The sequence below is a fragment of the Croceibacterium selenioxidans genome, from assembly GCF_018599195.1.
GTDB lineage: Bacteria > Pseudomonadota > Alphaproteobacteria > Sphingomonadales > Sphingomonadaceae > Croceibacterium_A > Croceibacterium_A selenioxidans.
On the sequence record NZ_JAHFVK010000002.1, the window covers coordinates 733452 to 748624 of the forward strand.

The following is a 15173-nucleotide window of genomic DNA, read 5'->3' on the forward strand; positions in this document are numbered from 1 at the left end:
CCCCAGCTCCGGTCGTCCTGAACCTGTCGAAGAAAGCGAGCGCGGCGCTAGCGTGGTTCGACAAGCTCACCACGAACGGAAGTGGGGTGGTCTTTGCCGGTCTGAGTGACCGCAATGGGTGGTTAGCGGTCGTTACGCGCGACCTCTCAGATGCGATCTGTTGCTAATCCCCGCCCGACTGACGGGCTTTCGTGATTACACCAACGATTAGGAGCGCTAGACCAATTGCGAAGCACGAGAAGAAGAACCAATGCCCCATGCTTGCGTCCAAAGTACGCGGCGTGAGGAACCACACGATCGTCGAATACAACGCAATCAGCCCGACATGGGCTGGCCACGACCGGCGTCGCGACAACGCTACAAAACGAATGAACCAGCCGCCGCTCGGCAAACCGGACGCCACTGGAGGTCGGTGTGGAAAGCGCTTCTCGGGCAAGAGCGACCACTGTCTCTGTTCTCTTAGAATCAGGACCAGCATCACAATTGCGATTCCAAAACCAGCGAAGCTCATAAAGCTTTCATCTATGTTTAAAGCAACTGATAAGATCGCCATTGCGAGTGTCGCTCCAAGCATTCCTCCAAGAAGCACGAGCGACGACTTCCAATATCGACGACGAAATTCGCGCAGCGTTTCTAGGCGCTCCTCCTCGCTAAGTGGAATACCAGGAAGGTGTGGCCGACGCCGATAGATGTACCCGGCTCCCGATTTCTCGAAGCGGCGGGCCACAATCCACCTGTTAATGAGATAGCTGAACATTACCTTGGGCCCCCTCTCGACATCTCTTCATAGGGTCGCCCAACCGACGTCCGCAATGGGTCGTTAGCCGACGGTCCGCTTTCTCGCGGCAGACCTAACGAAGCTACACGCTTCGCGCCTATTTGCGCCATCCCGCGCCGAAAGCGCCCTGCCTCAAGCGAAGCTCTGATTAAGCGCCGCCGCCGAGCACTTGTCCGCCGACCCCTCGCCGCCATGGCCCAGTAGGGTCACCGCGGCGAACCCCGCGATCACCAGCACCACGAAGCCTGCGGTCACCAGCCCGAGGTACTTGTCGATGAAGCGCTTGATCGGTGCCCCGAACAGGCGGAAGAGCACGCCCACGATCATGAAGCTGATCGAGCGTGACACCAGGCTGCCGAGCAGGAACAGCCCGACGTTCATGCCCATGAATCCGGCGGTGATCGTCAGCAGCTTGAAGGGGATCGGCGTCGCGCCCTTGGCGACGAACAGCCAGAATCCGTATTCGTTGAGATAACAGACCGCGACCGGGAAGCTCTTGGTCAGGCCTAGCCATTCGAGCAGCTGCGTACCGACGGTGTCGTAGAGTCCCCAGCCGATCCCGTAGCCCAGCACCCCGCCTGCGACCGAGGCAAGCGTGGCGATCACCGCATAGCGCAGCGCCTTCTGCGGTTCGGCCAGGCACATGAGCCCCAGCAACGGATGCGGCGGGACGGGGAAGAAGCTCGCCTCCACGAAAGCGAACGCCGCCAGCCACCATTCGGCCTTGGGGTGCGCGGCCTTGGCCATCGTCCAGTCGTAAAGCTTGCGCAGCATTGGCGATCCTTCCGTCCGCGCCCGGAGTAGGCGAGCGCCACAAACCGCGCAAGCGTCACGACGTAACCTATATGGCACTTTTTTATTGACATCGCGACGCTGTTTGGTTAGAGAAGCGGAACATCGCGATGGTGTGATTCGAAAGGGCGGCCTGCAAGGGCTGCCCTTTCTCGTTTCGGACCGTCGCCGCGAGGAGACATGGCGGATGACTGACGAAACACCACCCGGTCCAACATGGATTGCACCGTTCCTGAAGGCGCTGACTGAGACCAAGAGAGTGCGAAGAGCCTTAAAGCTCGCAGGGGTATCAGCAGGTTCGGTTTACGCCCAACGCCGCACCAACTGGCTTTTCGCCAAGGCCTGGGACGCGGCCCTCGCTCCTCCGCCGAACGAACGCTCCCCTTCCGCGATCACGATTGAAGACCCCGCTGCCCGGCCATCGAGATGGAGCACCTGCTTTTTGGAAGCGCTTGCAGAGACTTCGAATGTGACCGCCTCCGCCGAGCTCGCGAATGTGCCGACGCGAACCGTCTACAAGCGCCGTCGAGACGACCCCGATTTCGCGGCGAAATGGCTTCGCGCGCTGCACGAAGGTTACGACAACCTGGAAATGGAATTGCTCGGCTATCTGCGCGACCCGCGGCCCGGGCGAAAGATGGATGTAGCCTCGGCGCTGCGCCTGCTGGCCGCGCACCGTGAAACGGTCGCCCGCGAGCGCAGGTTGAACGAGGACGATGACGAGCAGGCGGTGCTCGAATCGATCGACGCCTTCATCGAGGACATGCGGCAGCGCCGCGCGGCGAATACGGCGATCCTGATCGAAGCGGATATGGCCGATGTCGAGGAATGATCAGGCCGAGCACTGGCTCAAGCTCGAGCCCGCCGAGAGGATTCAAGAGCTCAAGCGCATGTCCCACCGGCAGCGGCGCTCGCTTGATAGGCACTGGCGGCTCTGGGCCCATGCTGGCCAGCTTGCTCCGGATGATGGGTGGCATACCTGGCTGATCATGGCGGGGCGTGGCTTCGGCAAGACTCGCGCAGGCGCCGAATGGGTCAGGGCCATCGCCGAAGCCGATCGCACCGCCCGGATCGCGCTCGTAGGCTCGACGCTGGGCGAAGCCCGACGCGTGATGGTGGAAGGACCGAGCGGACTGCTGGCCATCGCGCCGTGGCGAAAGCGGCCGGTCTTCGAACCCTCCAAGCGCCAACTGACCTGGCCGGGCGGAGCGGTCGCGACCCTCTATTCCGCCGCCGAGCCGGAAAGCCTGCGCGGTCCGCAACACAGTCACGCCTGGTGCGACGAAATCGCCAAGTGGGATCAAGCGGGCGGGCGTGCCGAAAGCACATGGGACAACCTCTTGCTCGGCCTCCGGCTAGGCAAGGCGCCTCGCGCCGTTGCCACCACCACCCCGCGTGCAGTGCCGCTGCTGAAACGGTTGCTTCGCCAGCCGGAGCTGATCGTCACTCGCGGAACCACCGCCGACAACCGCGACAACCTGCCGCCGGGCTTCGTCCGCTCGGTGCGGGCGCAGTTCGGCCGCTCGCTCCTCGGTCGGCAGGAACTCGACGGCGAACTGATCGAGGAGATCGAAGGCGCCCTCTGGACCCGTGCGCTGCTGGAGGATTGCCGCGAGGACTGCGCCTCGTCACCCAGCCAGCGGGTGGTGATCGGCGTCGACCCGCCCGCCTCGGCCCAGGGCGACGCCTGCGGGATTATCGCCTGTGCGCTGGGCGAAGACGGCCTTGCGCGCGTGCTGGCCGACCGCTCGGTGTCTCGCCCCACCCCCGAACGCTGGGCCCGCGCGGTGGCCGACGCCTCGCGCGAGTGGCAAGCGGATCGGGTCGTGGCCGAAGCCAACAACGGCGGCGAGATGGTCCGCTCGGTCCTTCACGCCGCCGACTTCGCGCTGCCGGTGCGGCTGGTCCACGCCAGCCGCGGGAAGTCGGCCCGGGCCGAGCCGGTAGCGGCGCTCTACGAAAGCGGCCGGGTGCGTCATGTCGGGCCAATGCCCCTGCTGGAAGATGAGCTCTGCGGGCTGATGGCCGGCGGGACTTACGAGGGCCCGGGACGCAGCCCGGACCGGGCCGATGCGCTGGTTTGGGCCTTGAGCGAGCTGATGTTGCGGAGAAGGAGTTTGCCGCGGGTGCGGGTTTTGTGAGGGGCGCCTGGCCGCCTACCCATCCCCGAGCAAGCTCGGGGAGGATCCGAGGACCCTTTTCATCCTCCCCGAGCTTGCTCGGGGAGGGGGACCGCCCGGTGCAGCCGGGTGGTGGTGGGGTGTTGCGTAGGGCTGCCTACCCCTCCGTCACGCGCCTCCGGCGCGTGCCACGTCCCCGAGACAAGCTCGGGGAGGATCTTAGCCCCGCCTCAGGGTAAGCCCCGAGATACACGTCCCGCCCCAATGTGGAGGATGCGCCGCATGACCGTCGTGCTGGTGATCTTCCTGCTGACCTACACGGTCATCGCCGTCGGTTACATCCCGGGGTTCCGCATCGACCGCACGGGTGCGGCTTTGCTCGGGGCGATCGCGATGATCGTGATCGGCGGGATGACCCCGGACCAGGCGTGGGATGCGGCGGACTTCGGAACGCTGGCGCTATTGTTCGGGCTGATGGTGGTGTCGGGCGCGTTCTATGTGGCGGGGTTCTACCACTGGGTGGCGGTTAAGATCGGTCGGCTGGAGGTGCGGCCCGAGATCCTGCTGGCGGCGATGATCGGGGTTTCGACCCTGCTTTCCTCGCTGCTGACGAACGACGTGGTGGTCGTGGCGATGACGCCGTTACTGATCGAGATCGCGCTCGGGCGGCGGCTTAATCCGATACCCTTCCTGCTGGCCTTCGCCTTCGCCTCCAACGCCGGATCGGCGGGGAGCATGATCGGCAGTCCGCAGAACATCATCATCGCCGGGCAGATGCAGGTGAGCTTCACCCAGTTCCTGCTCGCGGGAGCGGTGCCGGCCCTGCTGTCGATGCCGGTCATCTGGGGCGCGATCGTGCTGCTCTATCGCGGGCGCTGGTCCACCGGAGCCGCGCCACAGGGCGCACCCGCGGAAGTGGAAGAAGTCACCATCAACCGCCTCGAGATCGTCAAGGCGTCGGTGGTCCTCGCTGCGGTGCTGGCGAGCTTCCTGTTCGCCCCCTGGCCTTACCCGGTGGTCGCGCTGACGGCGGCGGGCGTGCTGTTGCTCAATCGGCGGGCTATCGGGGTCAGTTCGAGCGACCTGCTCAGCCGGGTCGACGGCAGCCTGCTGCTGCTGGTGTTCTCGCTCTACGTCATCAACGGCGCCTTCTCGATGACCGACTACCCCGAGATGGTGCTGCACTGGCTGGCGGGCCACGGATTCGACCTGCACGATCCGCACGTGATGCTGGTGGTGATCTCGCTGCTGTCCGACCTCGCCGATAACAATTCCGCCGTGCTGTTGCTGACGCCCTATGCCGACACCAGCCAGCCGCTCGTCACCACCGCCGCCCTGGCCCTGGGTGCGGGATTTTCGAGCAACGTGGTCAACTTCGGCAGCCTCGCCGGGATCATCGTGGTCGAGGGCGCCGCGCGGCAGGACGTGAAGATCTCGTTCATGGAATTCTTTCGCGCCGGGGTCATCGTGGGCGTGGTGTGCCTGCTGATTGCGGCAGGCTGGATCGCGGTGCTGCAGGGCACGGCGCCCTAGCCCCTCCGTCACGCGTCTCCGACGCGCGCCACCTCCCCATGAGCTTCGCTCACCGGGAGGATCTGAATCTTTAAATCCTCCCCGTCGCGCCGCGATGGGGAGGGGGACCGCCAGCCGCAGGCTGGTGGTGGAGGGGCCCGCGCGCCCTCTCGTTCAAGTATCCAACAGAAAGGCTTGACCCATGTCCTTCATCGACACGCTCCGCACCGCCTTCAAGGCGGGCGGCGGAGCGCGCGTGCCGTTGGCGCGCGCGTTCACTTCGCCCTGGTCCTGGCCGATCGAGGCCAGCAGCGGCAGCCGGCCGTTCGAGTACGCGAGCGGCGTGCGCCAGGCGTTCCTCGAAAACCCCGTGGCCCAGCGCGCGGTGCGCATCGTGGCCGAGGGCGTCGGCAGCGCGCCGCTGCTCCGCGCCGACGCCGCGGTCCTGCGCCTGGTCTCGGCGACTAGCGCCGGGCAATCGCTGCTCGAGACGCTCGCCGCGCACCTGCTGCTGCACGGCAACGGCTACGTCCAGGTCATGCGCGACGGTAGCGGACAGCCCGTCGAGCTGTTCGCGCTGCGCCCCGATCGCGTCTCCGTCGTACCCGGCACCGACGGGTGGCCGGCCGCCTATCGCTACAAGGCGGGCGAGAGCACGCTGACGCTGCCGGTCGAAGACGACGAGGGGTGGCCGCTGGTCATCCATCTCAAGGCCTTCCATCCGGCAGACGATCACTACGGCGCCGGCTGCCTCGCCGCCGCAAGCCAGGCAGTGGCGATCCACAATGCCGCCAGCGGCTGGAATCGCGCCCTGCTGGAAAACGCCGCCCGGCCGAGCGGGGCGCTGGTGTTGGAGGCCGGCGAAGGGGCCACCCTGACGGGCCAGCAGTACGACAGGCTCAAGGCCGAGCTGCTCGGCGCCTATGCCGGTGCCGGCAATGCCGGGCGGCCGATGCTGCTCGAAGGCGGGCTCCGCTGGCAGCCGCTATCGCTGACCCCGGCGGACATGGACTTCGCCGCGCTCAAGGCGGCTGCCGCGCGCGATATCGCACTCGCCTTCGGGGTGCCCCCGATGCTGCTCGGCCTGCCCGGCGACAACACTTACGCCAACTACCGCGAAGCCAACCGCGCGCTGTGGCGGCTGACCCTGCTGCCCCTGGCGGGGAAGATACTTTGCGGCCTCGAGGAAGGTCTGCGATCCTGGTTCCCCGGGCTCGAGCTGGCGATCGACCTCGACCGTGTTCCCGCCCTTTCGGAAGACCGCGAGCGGCTGTGGGCCCAGCTCACCGCCGCCGATTTCCTCACACCCGCCGAAAAGCGCAGCCTGCTCGGCATGGACAAAGGGGGAGAAGCCCGATGAGACGAAAGGACATGCTCGCCCGACTGATGGCGCAGGCCAATAGCGAAGGCGGCGACCTTGTGACCCTGCGCGCGATCGTCGAGGAAGCGAGTGAACTCGGCGCCGCGCGCGTGCTCGGCCGCCTCGGCCTCGACGACGACCGGGCCCAGAACGACATCGACGAGCTGCGCGAACTGCTCGGTGCCTGGCGCGCCGCCAAGGCGAGCGCGTGGAAGGCCGCCATCGCCTGGCTCGTGCGCGGGGCGCTGGCGCTGTTGCTGATCGGAATGGCCGTTCGCATCGGCGTGCCGGAGATGCTGCGATGAGCCGCATCGCCGGTTACGCGGCGCTGTTCGGCGTGCCTGACGGCGTGCGGGACACGATCCGCCGGGGCGCCTTTGCCCGGACTCTCGCGGAACGGGCCGGGCCGTTGCCTCTGCTGTGGCAGCATCGGCCCGGCCAGCGCATCGGCACCGTCGAAAGCGTCTCCGAGGACAGCCACGGCTTGCGCGTGATCGCCCGGATCGACAAACCCGAGAGCCGCGCCGCTGCCTTGCTCAAGCACGGCGAGGTCAGCGGCCTGAGCTTCGGCTATCGCGCGCGAAGGTACCGGCGATTGCCCGAGGGGCGGTTGCTGGAGGACATCGAGCTGCTCGAGGTCAGCCTGGTCACGCACCCGCTGCAGTTCGGCGCGCGGGTCCATCTCGTGCGGTGAGGTCGCGCCAGCCCCTCCACCATCCGCTTCGCGGACGGTCCCCCTCCCCATGAGCTTCGCTCACAGGGAGGATTTCAGAGTCCAATCCTCCCTGTGGCGGCGCCGCCGTCATGGGGAGGTGTCAGTCGTCGCAGGCGGCTGACGGAGGGGCAAGCGGCCACGCTCACCCCTCACCACCAGCCGCCTCCGGGCGGCTTTTTTCTTGCCCAACGAAAGGTGAATGCCCCCATGGATATCGAACCCCAGACCGAAACCCTCGCCGCCAGCTTCGACCTCGTCGCCCGCCAGGATGCCACCGAACAGGCGGTCGAAGTCCTGCGCAGCGATGTCGACGAGGTGAAGGCCCGGCTCGACCGCGTCAGCCGCGCCGCCTCACGCCCGGCCCTGGAAGGCGCCACCGCCAGCGACCCCGAAGTGAAGAGCTTTGTCGACGGTTACTTGCGCAAGGGCCGCGAGACCGAAGTAAAGTCGATCAGCGGCGCCACCCCGCAAGATGGCGGCTACGCCGTCCCGCGCGAAATCGATGCGCTGATCGCCAGCCAGCTGGTCGAGATCAGCCCGATCCGCCAACTCGCCCAGGTGGTGCAGGTCGGCACCTCGGGCTATCGCAAGCTCGTCTCGAGGGGCGGGACCGCCAGCGGCTGGGTGGGCGAGACCGACAGCCGCCTGGAAACCGCCACGCCCGAGTTCGCCGAGATCGCCCCGCCCACCGGCGAGCTCTACGCCAACCCGGCAGCGAGCCAGACCATGCTCGACGATGCCGCGTTCGATCTCGAAGCCTGGCTCTCGAGCGAGATCGCGATGGAGTTCGGCCGGGCGGAAGGCGCCGCCTTCGTCAACGGGACCGGTGACAACCAGCCGCTCGGCTTTCTCTCCTCGCCGTTTTCGCCCGCGAGCGATGCGGCGCGGGCATTCGGCGCGCTGCAGTATATCGGCTCCGGCGACGAAAGCGGCTTCGGCAGCAATCCCGAAAGCCGCCTGATCGACCTGGTCCACACACTCAAGGCCGGGCATCGCCAGGGCGCGAGCTGGGTGATGAACTCGGCCACGCTCAGTCTGGTGCGCAAACTCAAGACCGCCGAAGGGAACTTCCTGTGGCAGCCGGGCCTGGTTGAAGGCCAGCCGGACCGCTTGCTCGGCTATCCGGTGATCGAGGCCGAGGACATGCCCGACGTCGCCGCGCGCGAGTTCCCGATCGCGTTCGGCAACTTCAAGGCCGGCTACCTGATCGCCGAACGCAGCGCGACGACGATCCTGCGCGATCCCTTCACCAACAAGCCGTTCGTGCACTTCTACGCGACCAAGCGCGTAGGCGGGCAGCTGCTGGATAGCGAGGCGATCAAGCTGCTGCGTATCGAGGGTTAGCCCTCTCTTTGTTAACGCCCTCAGACGCCGAGCGCGGCCCATCCGAGGCCGCTTGGCTTCCTCGCATAAGCTCGGGCGGCCGGTCGGCCCACCCGCCAGTCAGCGATGGCAGCAGTAGACCGGGCTGCGACCAGCTACCCGCAATCGCGCGGGCTCTAGCCGGTAGGCATAGCCAGCCGGAGGCGCGTGCCCGGAGCCGCGAAGTGGCGGAGGAAAGCCAAGGCCGCGGATGCGGCCGCCGGCGTCTGAGGCCAATCAAGAAAGGAGCCCCCGCATGAATCGGGCCATCATCACGCCAGCCGCCCTCACCGGCGCGGCACTCGACGATCTCAAGGATTGGCTCGGGATCACCACCGCGCGCGACGACACCGCGCTCGAACAACTCCTTCGCACGGCCCTCGAAACCTGCGAAGCCTTCACTGGGCAAATGCCGCTCACCACCCTGTGCGAGGAAGTCTTGCCGGTGAGCCGCAACTGGCAATCGCTGGCAACAACGCCGGTCCAGTCCATCTCCGCGGTCGAGGGCATCGCCCTCGACGGCACGCGCCAGGTGCTGGCTCCACAGGACTACGCGCTCGATCTGGCACCCGGCGGCGGCGCACTCGTACGCACGCTGCGGGCAGGTCCGGCAAAGCGAGTGGCGGTACGCTTTACCGCTGGCATGGCCGCCACCTGGCACGCCGTGCCCGATGGCCTGCGCCACGGCCTGCTCCGTCTTGCCGCGCACCATTATCGCCAGCGGGAGAGCGGCGCGACCGAGCCTGTTCCTCCCGCCGCCGTCGCCGCGCTGTGGCGGCCCTGGCGCAGGGTTCGCGTCGCATGATCGAGGCCGCGACCAAGGGGGCCGAGCTCGCCACCCGCCTTACGGCCAAGGCCGAGCTGTTGGGCAAGGCCCGCGCCGAGATGCGAAAGCGCCGCGACGACCCCCGGAGGTGGCGCCGCTCGGGCCTGCTCTGGCCGCTGTTCGGAAAGGAACGCTGACATGGAAAGTCTGTTGCGATCCACGCTGCTGGGGTGGCTCCGAGCCGATCCGGCGCTCGGAGGACGGCTTAACTCGGTGACCGAGGAGGCACCCTCACGAACAGCCCCGCCGTGGCTCGGCATCGTGGCCAGCGCCAGTGCCGACTGGAGCACCAAGGACCGCCGGGGCCGCGAGATTCGCGTGGCCCTGGAATTGCACTGCCGGGGGGATGATCCGGCCGCGGCAACCGCGCTGACGGAGGCGATCGAGGCGCGGATCGAGGCCCTACCGCGCACACAACCCGGCCTCGAAATCGCCAACACCACCTTCCTCCGCTCCCGGGCCGAGCAGCGCCCCGCCAACTTGCGGGCGGTGCTGCTGGAATACCGTTTCCGGGTGCTCGCTGCCTGATCCCCCCATCAGGGGAAAGGCCTTCATTATCCAAGGAGAACCGCAAAATGACCGCCCAGAAAGGCTCTGCCTTCCTTCTCAAGATCGGCGACGGCGCCACGCCCGCCACCTACCAGACCGTCGCCGGGCTGCGCACGACGCAGATGTCGATCAACGGCGATCCGGTGGTTGTCACTCACAAGGAGTCCGGCGGTTGGCGCGAGTTGCTATCGGGTGCCGGGACGCGTTCGGTCTCGGTCAGCGCCGCCGGGGTATTCCTCGGCAGCGAGGCCGAGGCCGCGGTGCGCGGGAACGCCCTTGCCGGATCCATCGCGCCCTATGAACTGTCGTTCGAGGACGGTGAGAAACTGCGCGGCCGCTTCCTGGTCCAACGGCTCGATTACGCCGGGGACTTCAACGGCGAGCGCAACTACACGCTCCAGCTCGAAAGCTCGGGCCCGGTGGTGCCGGCATGAGCCCGCAGGCCAATCCGCTGCGCGGCGAGGCGGCGATCCGGATCGGCGGGCGCGAATGCCTGTTGCGCCCGACCTTTACCGCGCTGGTCGCGGCCGAAGCGGAACTCGGCCCGTTGTTCGCGCTGGTCGAGCGGGCGGGTGAGGGTCAACTGCGGCTGAGCGAACTCGCCGCACTGTTCTGGCACTGCCTGGCGGAGAGCGAGACGGTCACCCGAGAGCAGATGGGGGACGCGGTGCTGGCCTGCGGCCTGGCCGGTTGCGCCAACCCTCTACGGACCTTGCTGCAGCAGATTCTGCAGGGACGGACATGACGCAAACACTGGCCGGATCGGCGCTCGCGCTGGCGGGCCTGGTGCCGCGCCTGCTGGGATGGCGGCCGGGCGAGTTCTGGAACTCTACCCCGGCCGAACTCGCGGCCATCCTTGCCGAGGCGGGATCGTCCGAGCCCTCACCCCTGTCACGGGGCGAACTCGACACGCTGATGGAGCAAGACCGTCATGGATGACCAAATCGAAACCCTGCTGGTCGACGTGCGGACCAGCACCACGGGCTTCAAGTCCGACATCGAAAGCCTGCGCGGCGCGCTCGACACAACGCTGGTCGATGGCTTCGCCAACGCCGGGACGGTTCTCGAGCGGGGGCTGCTGTCGGCCATCCGCCAGGGAAGCCTGGGGTTCGAGGATCTCAAGCGCGTGGCCTTCGACGCCCTCGGGCAGATCGCCGCGCAAGTGGTGCAGAGCGGAGTCGGCAACCTGTTCGGCGGGGGTGGCGGCGCCGGAGGTTTCGGCGGCGCTCTCGCGGGCGCCGTCGGTTCCCTGCTCGGCCTTCCGGGCCGCGCCACGGGTGGCCCCGTCTCGCCGGGTTCGGCCTATGTGGTCGGAGAACGCGGGCCGGAGCTGTTCGTCCCGACCTCCTCCGGCCGCGTCGAGACGGGCTCTGCCAGTCCGGCCCGCGACGTGCGGGTCTCGATCCAGGTCGCCCAACCCAAGGGCGCCGACGCCCCCACCGCCCTGCGCCGCTCCTCACGCCAGGTCGCGAGCGCGGTGCGGCGGGCGATGCGGGAGTTCTAGGTCAATCCTCGCCGCAGACGGCTGACGGAGGGGATTCCCGGCTAGGCCGAGCCCCTCAACCATGCTCGGCCTGGTCCCCTCCCTGGGGCAAGCCTGGGGAGGAATAGGAGAAACACTCATGGCATTCTGGCTCGCCAAGCGGCGCAACGGCCAGCAGTCGGACTTCATCCAGCGTTTCGACCCGCGTTTCTGGACCGTCGACTTCCCGCGGCCGGCTATGGCCTCGGTCATCTCGACTGGCCCGGACTCGCTCCGGGTCGAGGCCGAGTTCCATCAGGCGGACTCGCTGGTCGGGCTGATCTGGGACAGCACCGACCGCTTCGATCACCCGCTGCTCGCCTACCAAACCGATCGCGACTACTCGCGCACGACGCTGAGCTTCCGCTGGCGCTCGGACGGCGTGATCGCGCTCGATGCGACCAACGGGCCGACCCTGACGATCGAGGGGCGCGATTCGTCCGGCCAGCCCCGCGCGTGGTTCGTCCGACTGTGGAACTACGCCAAGGGCTCGCCGGAGGATGCGCTGGTGACCTTGCCGTTCTCGAAACTCGCGGGCGGCTGGTCGCCCGACGATCCGGTCGATCCGCACGCCATCGAGCGCATGTTTATCTCGATTGCGCCGCAGGGCTACCGGCCGGGGACCGCTACGCCGCTGCCCCGACGCGCCAACGGCTGGGTCGAACTGAGCGCGATCACCTGCTCGGGCGACCGGCCGATGGTGGAGATCGGCGACATCCTGCTGCCGCCCCACGGCCTCGGCATGGCGACCGCCTATGACGACAGCTACAACCTGACGCCCGCGCGAGTGCTGCGGATGATCCGCGGCCTCGGCTACCGCGACGCGCTCATCCACTACGTCGGCATGAGCCACTACTACCGGCTCGATCGGCAAGGAGACGGCGGACTTGTCGCGCAGTCCGGCGAACTCTGCACCCCCGCCCAAGCCTGGCACCGCGACTTCTTCGGCTTGTGCGCCCGACAGGGTTACCGGCCCATCGCCTCGCTCTCCTACGAACTGTTCGCCGAGCACTGCCTGCCCGCCTGGCAGCAACGCTTCGCCGACGGTTCGCCCGCGCTCACCGGGTGGGTCCCGCCTTCGACCTTGCTCTCGCCCGCGAATGGAGAGGCGATGAGCTTCCTCCAGCGCGTGGCCGTACGCTTCGTCCAGCTGACGCTCGAAGCGGGGCTGCCGGTCTCGTTCCAGATCGGCGAGCCCTGGTGGTGGACCGTGCCCGACGGGCGCATTGCTCTCTACGATCCCGCCGCGCGTGCCCTGTTCAGCGATCCGCCGGTGATCGCCGATTTGCGCCAGGCGCAACCGGCGGAGGCCAAGGCCCTGCTCGACCGGGCCGGCGACGCGCTGGCCGCCTCCACCGCCGCGCTCCGCTCGGCCGTGATCGACGCGTCTGGGGGCGTGGCCGAGGTCATGCTGCTGCTGTTCACGCCGACCATCCTCGACCCGGCCATGCCGGACCTGCGCCGGGCGAACCTGCCGCCGGGCTGGGCCTGGCCGGACTACGACCGGCTCCAGCTCGAAGACTACGACTGGCTTACCGAGGGTGCCGACGGGTTGCGGCGGACCGGTTATGCCACGCTCCAGTGGCGGCTCGGCTACCCGCTCGAACGACAGGACTATCTCGCGGGCTTCGTGCTCGACGGTGCCGACGCAGAGACCCACTGGCCCTCGATCGACCGCGCGATCGACGAAGCGGCGCGGCGCGGCGTGTCCCGCCGCTTCGTCTGGGCCCTGCCGCAAGTGGCGCGCGACGGTTTCACTCGCCTGCCGATCTCACAGGATGACACCATGCAAGCTTTCGATGATGTGCTCTATCCGTTGGCCCTGGGCCGCGATGCCGGGGTCAGCGCGGAGTTCTCGACTTCCATCGCGATTACCGCGTCCGGCCACGAGCGCCGCGCGAGCCACTGGACCGACGCGCGCCTGCACTTCGACGTCGGCCCCGGCGTCCGGTCCGAGGCCGAGCTCGGCACGCTGATCGCCTTCTTCCGCGCCCGGCGCGGCGCCGCGCGCGGCTTCCGGCTGCGCGACCCGTTCGACTTCAGCTCGAACGGAATGACCGGGGAGCCGGGGCCACTCGACCAGCTCCTGACCATCGGCGACGGTCGCAGCGCCCGCTTCCGCCTCTGCAAACATTATGGCGCCGACCCGCAAGTCCGGCCGATTTCGCGCCCCAGGCCCGAGAGCGTCAAGGTCAGCGTGGCCGGCGAGGAAACCGCGCAATGGACGCTGGAAGACGGCGGCTGGATCCTGTTCCGGACGGCCCCCGCCACGGGTGCCGAGATCCGTGCGGGGTTCCTGTTCGACGTGCCCGTCCGCTTCGCCAGCGACCGGCTCGACATCAGCGCCGCGACCTTCGCCGCGGGCGAGGCGCCCTCCGTGCCACTGGTCGAAGTGAGAGAAGCGTGATGGGCCGCGCGATCTTCCGCCGGCCGCTCGAGGGCGTGGCCACGTATTGGCGGGTTCATCGCCGCGACGGCGTGGCGCTCGGCTTCACCAGTCACGACCGCGACTTGTGGTTCGACGGCCTGCTCCACCGCGCGGCCCCGGGCATGCTACCGAGCGCGATCCGCCGCAGCGCCGACCTTTTTCCCGACAGCGCCGAGGTCCAGGGCGCGCTCACCCATGGCTCGATCCGAGCGGTCGACCTGACCGAGGGCCGTTTCGACGGGGCAGTGGTCGAGATCGGTGTGGTCGACTGGGAAAGCCTCGCGCGCATCGTGCTTTATCGCGGCGAGATCGGCACAGTGTCGTCCGAGGCCGGAACCTTCAACGCGGAGCTAAACTCGGCCAAAGCCCTTCTCGACGCCGACGTGGTGCCGCGCACGAGCCCGGCCTGCCGCGCCCGCTTCTGCGGCCCGGGCTGCACCCTTGCCGCGGTGCGCTTCATCCATGAAGTCACGCTCTCGGTCCTCGACTCCGAGGCGAGCAAGGTCCGCTTCGCCGGAGCGCCGCCGGCCGCCGCCCTGCACTACGGCAGCCTGCGCTGGCTCGACGGACCGCATGCGGGCTTGGCGATGGAGGTGGTCTCCGCCGATGCCGACGGACTGGTGCTGGACCAGCCGCTCGATCCCGACCTGCCCCCCGGCACCCGCGCCCTGCTCCGCGAAGGTTGCGATCATACGCTGCGCACTTGCCACGAGCGTTTCGGCAATTCGGTGAATTTCAGAGGCGAGCCCTTCCTGCCCGGCAACGACGTGATCGCCCGTTATCCCGTGGCCAAGGCATGAGCCCGCCGTTGGCCTTGGCTCGTGCCGCCGAGAGCCTCGTGGGCACGCCCTTCCGCCTCCACGGGCGCGATCCCGGTCATGGCCTCGATTGCTTGGGCCTGGTCGGCGCCGCGCTCGCTGCCATCGGCAGGCCGGTCCCGCTGCCGGTCGGATACCGCCTCAAACAAAGGGATATCCGGCCCTTTCTCGAAGCCGCCGATCACGCCGGGCTGATTGCTGTGCGAAGGCTCGTCGAGCCGGGAGATATTGCGCTGGTCCAGCCCGGTCCCGCGCAGCACCACTTGCTGATTGCCACTACCGGCGGGCGGTTCGTCCATGCCCATGCGCAACTCGGTCGCGTCGTCCTGACGCCCCTGCCGCCGCCCTGGCCGGTGGTGAGGCAATGGCGCATCGGCGGAGGGCCCGCAGC

19 protein-coding genes are annotated in these 15173 nt (G+C 68.0%); 16 read left to right on the forward strand and 3 right to left on the reverse strand.

What is annotated here, in order from left to right; all coding sequences use genetic code 11:
• Positions 1-163 precede the first annotated feature (163 nt).
• Both KK137_RS12250 and KK137_RS12255 read right to left on the reverse strand, forming a co-directional pair.
• Complete coding sequence (locus KK137_RS12250) at positions 164-757, reverse strand: hypothetical protein (protein WP_214536698.1); 594 nt, start codon at positions 755-757, stop codon at positions 164-166.
• 153 nt (positions 758-910) lie between these two features.
• Positions 911-1552 carry a YqaA family protein gene (locus KK137_RS12255; protein ID WP_214536700.1) on the reverse strand — a complete coding sequence of 214 codons (642 nt, stop codon included), beginning with the start codon at positions 1550-1552 and terminating at the stop codon, positions 911-913.
• A 487-nt stretch (positions 1553-2039) separates the two neighbouring features.
• Between KK137_RS12255 and KK137_RS12260 the strand changes: the two genes are divergently transcribed.
• The 16 genes from KK137_RS12260 (at position 2040) to KK137_RS12335 (ending at position 14764) form a co-directional block, all read left to right on the forward strand.
• Positions 2040-2402, forward strand: a complete 363-nt coding sequence (locus tag KK137_RS12260) for a hypothetical protein (protein ID WP_214536702.1) — start codon at positions 2040-2042, stop codon at positions 2400-2402.
• The gene (locus tag KK137_RS12265) at positions 2389-3711 is read left to right on the forward strand and encodes a DNA-packaging protein (protein ID WP_214536704.1); all 1323 of its coding nucleotides are present in this window, start codon (positions 2389-2391) and stop codon (positions 3709-3711) included. The genes KK137_RS12260 and KK137_RS12265 overlap by 14 nt, the downstream gene beginning before the upstream one ends.
• A 261-nt stretch (positions 3712-3972) precedes the next feature.
• A complete protein-coding gene (locus KK137_RS12270) occupies positions 3973-5223 on the forward strand; it encodes an ArsB/NhaD family transporter (protein WP_214536705.1) in 1251 nt (416 codons plus the stop codon).
• 181 nt (positions 5224-5404) lie between these two features.
• Positions 5405-6562, forward strand: a complete 1158-nt coding sequence (locus KK137_RS12275; RefSeq protein WP_214536707.1) for a phage portal protein — start codon at positions 5405-5407, stop codon at positions 6560-6562.
• Entirely contained in the window at positions 6559-6867 is a 309-nt protein-coding gene (locus KK137_RS12280) for a DUF6127 family protein (protein ID WP_214536709.1), read from the forward strand. The genes KK137_RS12275 and KK137_RS12280 overlap by 4 nt, the downstream gene beginning before the upstream one ends.
• Positions 6864-7256, forward strand: a complete 393-nt coding sequence (locus KK137_RS12285; RefSeq protein WP_214536711.1) for an HK97 family phage prohead protease — start codon at positions 6864-6866, stop codon at positions 7254-7256. Before KK137_RS12280 ends, KK137_RS12285 begins: the two co-directional genes overlap by 4 nt.
• Before the next feature lie 228 nt (positions 7257-7484).
• The gene (locus tag KK137_RS12290; RefSeq protein WP_214536712.1) at positions 7485-8621 is read left to right on the forward strand and encodes a phage major capsid protein; all 1137 of its coding nucleotides are present in this window, start codon (positions 7485-7487) and stop codon (positions 8619-8621) included.
• A 274-nt stretch (positions 8622-8895) separates the two neighbouring features.
• Positions 8896-9444: a head-tail connector protein gene (locus tag KK137_RS12295; RefSeq protein ID WP_214536713.1), complete on the forward strand. Its 549-nt coding sequence runs from the start codon at positions 8896-8898 to the stop codon at positions 9442-9444.
• The gene (locus KK137_RS12300) at positions 9441-9602 is read left to right on the forward strand and encodes a hypothetical protein (protein WP_214536714.1); all 162 of its coding nucleotides are present in this window, start codon (positions 9441-9443) and stop codon (positions 9600-9602) included. Before KK137_RS12295 ends, KK137_RS12300 begins: the two co-directional genes overlap by 4 nt.
• 1 nt (position 9603) lies before the next feature.
• Positions 9604-9993 carry a DUF3168 domain-containing protein gene (locus KK137_RS12305; protein WP_214536715.1) on the forward strand — a complete coding sequence of 130 codons (390 nt, stop codon included), beginning with the start codon at positions 9604-9606 and terminating at the stop codon, positions 9991-9993.
• A 47-nt stretch (positions 9994-10040) separates the two neighbouring features.
• Positions 10041-10448: a phage major tail protein, TP901-1 family gene (locus KK137_RS12310; protein ID WP_214536717.1), complete on the forward strand. Its 408-nt coding sequence runs from the start codon at positions 10041-10043 to the stop codon at positions 10446-10448.
• Entirely contained in the window at positions 10445-10759 is a 315-nt protein-coding gene (locus KK137_RS12315; protein WP_214536724.1) for a gene transfer agent family protein, read from the forward strand. Before KK137_RS12310 ends, KK137_RS12315 begins: the two co-directional genes overlap by 4 nt.
• Entirely contained in the window at positions 10756-10953 is a 198-nt protein-coding gene (locus KK137_RS12320; protein ID WP_214536726.1) for a phage tail assembly chaperone, read from the forward strand. Before KK137_RS12315 ends, KK137_RS12320 begins: the two co-directional genes overlap by 4 nt.
• The gene (locus tag KK137_RS12325; protein ID WP_214536728.1) at positions 10946-11518 is read left to right on the forward strand and encodes a tail tape measure protein; all 573 of its coding nucleotides are present in this window, start codon (positions 10946-10948) and stop codon (positions 11516-11518) included. The genes KK137_RS12320 and KK137_RS12325 overlap by 8 nt, the downstream gene beginning before the upstream one ends.
• Before the next feature lie 118 nt (positions 11519-11636).
• Complete coding sequence (locus KK137_RS12330; RefSeq protein WP_214536731.1) at positions 11637-13943, forward strand: DUF2460 domain-containing protein; 2307 nt, start codon at positions 11637-11639, stop codon at positions 13941-13943.
• Complete coding sequence (locus tag KK137_RS12335; protein ID WP_214536732.1) at positions 13943-14764, forward strand: DUF2163 domain-containing protein; 822 nt, start codon at positions 13943-13945, stop codon at positions 14762-14764. The genes KK137_RS12330 and KK137_RS12335 overlap by 1 nt, the downstream gene beginning before the upstream one ends.
• Here KK137_RS12335 and KK137_RS12340 read toward each other — a convergent pair.
• On the reverse strand, positions 14743-15081 hold the full coding sequence (locus KK137_RS12340) for a hypothetical protein (protein WP_214536735.1): 339 nt from the start codon (positions 15079-15081) through the stop codon (positions 14743-14745). The genes KK137_RS12335 and KK137_RS12340 overlap by 22 nt on opposite strands.
• Between the last annotated feature and the right edge of the window lie 92 nt (positions 15082-15173).